Source organism: Clostridium sp. HCP1S3_C6 (assembly GCF_052066735.1).
Taxonomy (GTDB): domain Bacteria; phylum Bacillota; class Clostridia; order Clostridiales; family Clostridiaceae; genus Clostridium.
The window spans coordinates 1-405 of record NZ_JBQHRN010000083.1 but is presented as its reverse complement, the minus strand read 5'-3'; the positions used below and the strand labels follow the sequence as shown (position 1 = coordinate 405).

The window sequence follows — 405 nt, the reverse complement described above, 5'->3', positions numbered from 1 at the left end:
TACAAATGGCTTTATTGAACGTTCTGCTGCATTATTATCAATTTCTAAAGAACCATCTTCTAATATATTCTTCATTGTTGGAACTGTTTTTTGAGCATATTCTAATGCTTTACCGAGAGGACTTCTTGGAAGTGCATCTTTGATTTCTGTATTTATATACTTTTCAAAATTTTCTAAAATCGGTGATAACTTCTTAAGCCTTATTTCATAACGTTTGGTCTTATGTCAATATTTTGGATACAACAAGTCAAACTTTTTTATGCTGTACTTCTTGTTAATAATGCACATTACTTTGTAACCGTCAAAGATTTCACGTCTACATAAATTATGATTCTCCTTGTAAAATTAAGTGAATAATGATTTTACAGGAGGATTTTTATGTATAAGAAATTAAACAATAAAGAA

At 28.1% G+C, this 405-nt stretch carries 1 pseudogene; it reads right to left on the bottom strand.

Annotation, left to right across the window (positions count from 1 at the left end):
• A pseudogene (locus ACTNAO_RS12860) lies at positions 1–207 on the bottom strand (IS66 family transposase); the annotation flags it as partial.
• Positions 208–405 lie beyond the last annotated feature (198 nt).